This window comes from Nostoc flagelliforme FACHB-838, from assembly GCF_014698065.1.
Taxonomy (GTDB): domain Bacteria; phylum Cyanobacteriota; class Cyanobacteriia; order Cyanobacteriales; family Nostocaceae; genus Nostoc; species Nostoc flagelliforme_B.
This window is the reverse complement of record NZ_JACJSI010000457.1, coordinates 1-4320: the sequence shown is the minus strand read 5'-3', so window position 1 is coordinate 4320 and position 4320 is coordinate 1. Positions and strand designations below refer to the sequence as shown.

The 4320-nt window shown below is 41.4% G+C and carries 6 protein-coding genes; 4 read left to right on the top strand and 2 right to left on the bottom strand.

The features are described 5' to 3' along the window. The coding region (locus tag H6G97_RS46495) for an IS630 transposase-related protein (protein WP_190947158.1) at nucleotides 1-162 on the bottom strand (162 nt) is incomplete at its 3' end. A gap of 142 nt (nucleotides 163-304) precedes the next feature. Between H6G97_RS46495 and H6G97_RS54230 the strand changes: the two genes are divergently transcribed. The 4 genes from H6G97_RS54230 (at nucleotide 305) to H6G97_RS46480 (ending at nucleotide 3937) form a co-directional block, all read left to right on the top strand. Beyond that, the gene (locus H6G97_RS54230) at nucleotides 305-640 is read left to right on the top strand and encodes a hypothetical protein (RefSeq protein WP_242056096.1); all 336 of its coding nucleotides are present in this window, start codon (nucleotides 305-307) and stop codon (nucleotides 638-640) included. Then, nucleotides 606-1391: a Mu transposase C-terminal domain-containing protein gene (locus tag H6G97_RS46490; RefSeq protein WP_242056095.1), complete on the top strand. Its 786-nt coding sequence runs from the start codon at nucleotides 606-608 to the stop codon at nucleotides 1389-1391. The genes H6G97_RS54230 and H6G97_RS46490 overlap by 35 nt, the downstream gene beginning before the upstream one ends. 253 nt (nucleotides 1392-1644) lie before the next feature. Continuing rightward, nucleotides 1645-2454, top strand: coding sequence for a hypothetical protein (locus H6G97_RS46485; RefSeq protein WP_190947157.1), 810 nt, complete (start codon nucleotides 1645-1647; stop codon nucleotides 2452-2454). Between the two features lie 121 nt (nucleotides 2455-2575). After that, nucleotides 2576-3937 carry a TniQ family protein gene (locus tag H6G97_RS46480; protein ID WP_190947156.1) on the top strand — a complete coding sequence of 454 codons (1362 nt, stop codon included), beginning with the start codon at nucleotides 2576-2578 and terminating at the stop codon, nucleotides 3935-3937. Between the two features lie 32 nt (nucleotides 3938-3969). Here the strand turns inward: H6G97_RS46480 and H6G97_RS46475 are convergent. Further along, on the bottom strand, nucleotides 3970-4320 hold a 351-nt coding region (locus H6G97_RS46475), incomplete at its 5' end, for a transposase (protein WP_190941080.1).

Sequence of the window (4320 nt, the reverse complement as noted above, 5' to 3'; positions counted from 1 at the left end):
TAATGCTTGATAATCTCCAGTGCTGGCTTTTCGTTGCAGCCATAGGTTGATTGTGTTTCGACTGATTTGAAAAACTTGCGCTGCTTCCGTTTTGTTCATCCCGTCTAACTCTATTGCCTGAATTATCTTCTGGCGTAAGTCGTAACTGTAAGGTTTTGGCATGAGCTTTCCTTGAGCTGAACGCTTCATCTGTATCTAGTTTTACTTTACTCACTAATTATACTGTTTGTCCTAACCGCCTTGGCGCTTGCTATACATTGGGCTTCTGTCTTTCAACAACGTGAAGGGTAACCAGAATCGCAAATTGCCCGAACCGACCATACAACTGATGCAAAAGTTTATTGAGGATGAGTACGAAACCCATAAACAAAAGCGCAAATCAGAGGTATATGGTGCTTTTATCGAAACTTTGTCTTGTGCTGGTGTTCCAGAGGATCTAATTCCTAGCTACAAAACGTTTATCAAAGAAATCAAGATGCGTTCGGGTTGTGAGCAAACAGTGAAGCGCTCTGGTTCTCGATCTGCCTACTCGCAAGAAGCTTTTTATTGGGAGTTAGAGTTAACAACACCTCGCCACGGCGATCGCCCTTTTGAGATTGGTCACATTGACGATAACAAAGAAAGTCAGGCTGATGACTAAATCAGTTAATCCGAAAAACCTCGCCCTTTGGACACTTGATCTTTTTTACCATTATCTATGCGAATGGGCTTATGAAATCTATGACACCAGAGAACATCCTGCACTAGGACAAACTCCACGGGAGGCATATACAGATGGAATGGCACAGTTCGGGATTCGTTCTCATCGCATGATCCCCTATGATGAAAACTTTAAACTTTTGACAATGCCAACTACAGATAAAAGAAAAGCCAAAGTAGATGCGAGTCAGGGCTTGCAAATCCGCCACATTCACTACTGGTCTAACGCCTTTCGTGACCCAGAAATCCAAAAAACATACGTCGATGTCAGATATGACCCATTTGATGCAGGCATTGCCTATGCCTATGTTCACGGACAGTGGGTTGAATGTATTAGTGAACAGTATTCAATCTTCAAGGGGCGCTCAGAAAAAGAGATTGAGATAGCTACTGCTGAATTACGCAAACGTCACCAAAACCATGCAAAGCAGTTCAACGTAAGAGCCAAACACTTAGCGAGTTTTTTATCAACCGTGGAAGCTGAAGAGGTTTTACTAGAACAGCGTTTGCGTGATTCCCAAGTGAAAAACGTGTTTCGTGTGATTGAGGGTGGTTTACCGAACCGCATTCCTTTTGATCAATCGGAAGAGAAGGAAAGTAGTGATATCAAAGAGTCCAAGAATTGGGAGCCTCCGTCACCGGAGAATATAAGCGTCAATGTGAACAAGCTTGAAATTTATTCGGAGTATTAATTATGTCAATTTCAGCTTCCTTTCCGCGATCGCTTCTTGAAAAAACGCAGGAAGATAAGGTTGCGTATTTTCTATCTTACAGAGCAGCGCACCCACGCCTTATCGAAGCATTTCTTTACATTGTAATTCAACAGCTAATATCAAACTTACAGAAAATGAACTGAAGTGGCAGACATGGGTTACAGAGAACCTTGGAAATTTAATTTCTGCTACACCGAATTTATCTGTACCGCCCAAAGAAAAAATTGCCAAAATGCTTTCTGCTTACGTCAATGTAGTTACAAATGGCAATATAAATGTATTTGCTCAAAATTTAGATATGGGTAAGACTCAAACCCATAGATGGTGCATTGGAAAATGCATACCCACAATTGGCATACTTTTGCAAATTTGTTTTCATTTAGGAATATCAATTCTCGATTTTCTCACTACAGATGCTATTAATACAGATAATTGCAGCATAATCATAGGAAATCCGAATCAAGCAAACAAAAAGGCAAGAGATGAGTACGGGCAGCTACACAACTCGGGACACGTAAGGCTTGAATTAAACGCTGCTCTCATCGAAAACCCTCCACCATCTCTGACAGAAATCGCTGAACGTCTTGGCTATAAGCGAACTACCGTTTTGTACTATCATGCTCCAGATTTATGCCCTGAGATAGTAGCACGGCATACTGATTATCAAATGGCTAAACGCCTAGAAATGATGCAGTGGGAATTGGAAGGAGTACTCAAAAGTCAAGAATACCCACCACCATCTATGCAAGAGATTGCCAGGCGTTTAGGTAAAAAATCTGTACATAGCCTAACCAATGATTTTCCAGAACTATATAGCGCAATTTCAGCACGATATGCTAATTATATCCAAGAACGCCGAACAGAACGGGTAGAAAAATTGAGTCAGGAAGTTCGGCAGGTTGCGCTTCAGCTTCATTTGGAAGGGGTAGACCCCACTGCTAGCAGAATTTCAGAACTTCTAAAAAAGCCCGGCTCGATATTACAAAAAGAGGCCCTTGCAGCAGTATCCAAAGTGCGGCGCGAACTCGGCTGGGAAGAATGAGGTTATTGTTTGAAAAACAATAAGTGTAAGGAAACTGGGAAAATTACAAAACCCAGACATTTTTTAGATACAGTATGGCTGATGTTAAATGCAGTCAGGATGAAGAAGTTTAGGAGTAAATTTGCTAACTATATACGAGTCTTGGGACTTGAGGCTACCTTTAATGCCACCGCGTAGTCGTCTATACCAAATAGAACCTGTTGGCATAGGGACACTATTAATAGAAAGTTTGACTAGTTACCTTGCTCGATTAGCTGAGGCTCACTGCCTATTCCCAGGAGTTTTGATGGAAAGAGAACTCGCCCCAATTCTTAATAAGACCTATGGAAGTACAAATTTACATAAAATCTCGAATTTTACGGGAGCGCTAAATGGCACAGGTGTCATGGCTACTGACTTAAGTAAAACTATCCAAACCTTGACTCTACGCAATGATCTTCAGTTTTTAACATTGCTAACTTGGTCTGAACTACTAACGTCTAGGAATCTACTCCGTTCTATTCGATTTTGGTGTCCAGCTTGTTATGAGGAATGGTACACAACTAGTCAAGTAATTTACGAACCTTTACTTTGGTCACTGGATGTAGTGAAAGTCTGTCCGCATCACAAGCAAAAGTTGAGCCAAAAGTGTTTTCATTGCTGCCAGACAAATTACACCCTGGCTTGGCGATCGCGACCAGGATACTGCTCCAAATGTGGGGAGTGGCTTGGCTTGCAAATTGACATAGAACTCTGCGATCGCAAAGTTTCATCTGAAGCTAACCTAGAATTTGAAATTTGGATGGCATTTGCTATTGGAGAGTTGCTTGCCCATGCTCCGTCTTTAAATTTTCCCTTATCAAAAGACAGCATTGCTAAAGCTCTATGCGCTTACGCAAACCAAGCCACTGAAGGTAATATAGCCGCGTTTGCCCGTCAGCTTCAAATTCCTAGAAATACATTATGGCTTTGGTGCAAAGGTGAGAGCATACCTTCAATCAAATCACTTTTACAAATTTGCTACTGCCTGAAAATATCAGTATTAGATTTTTTAACACAAGGAGTGGAGTCTGCAAGTTCTCTTGAAACCATGCGACTGCCACCATCTCAAGTGGCAACCAAAGCAAGAGCAACGAGTAAGGTATTTGATACTAATCGAGTCGAACAAGACCTGAAAGCAATAATAATGAGTAACGAGTCTCCACCACCATCAATGGAAGAGGTCGCTAGGCGTCTTAATTGCGACAGAAGGACGATTTACAAGCACTTTCGACATTTATGTACTACTATTTCTGGTAAATACCTCACTTATAGAAAAGCTTCCTATCTACAAACAATAGAGGAATGCTGCAAGGAAATACGAGAAATTACGGTTAAGCTTCATAATCAGAATGAATATCCGACTGAGGCTCGTGTTTCAGCACTGATGTCTAGACCAGGTTTCTTCCGGTATAAAAAAGTGCGTTCTGCTCTAAACAAAATAAGGCAAGAACTTGGTCTTTAGAGGATGTTTTAAAAGTCGAAGCGAGTTAAAAATTATGCCAGTCGCCTGACCATAATCCGGATCATCGCAATGTAAATAAAAGTCTCAGAGGTTTCTGGTAGTCGTTCATAATCTTTACTTAAACGTCGACACCAGTTAAGCCAACCAAAAGTTCGCTCAACAACCCAGCGCTTTGGTAAATGGACAAAACCTTTCTTTTCCAATGGTCGAAGCACAATTTCCACAATCCAGCGAAACATATCCATCACCCAACGCATAAATTCTTCACCACGGTATCCGCCGTCCATCCAAATAAGATTTAAACGTTTTACCTGACTGCCTGTATTGTGAACTCGGTTGAGAACTTTTTTCGCTCCTTCTCGTTCTGGAAGACTGGCTGAGGT

Bases quoted from the DNA above. Each gene is read 5' to 3' on its own strand.
- H6G97_RS46485 (WP_190947157.1), top strand. From the start codon at position 1,645: ATGCTTTCTGCTTACGTCAATGTAGTTACAAATGGCAATATAAATGTA.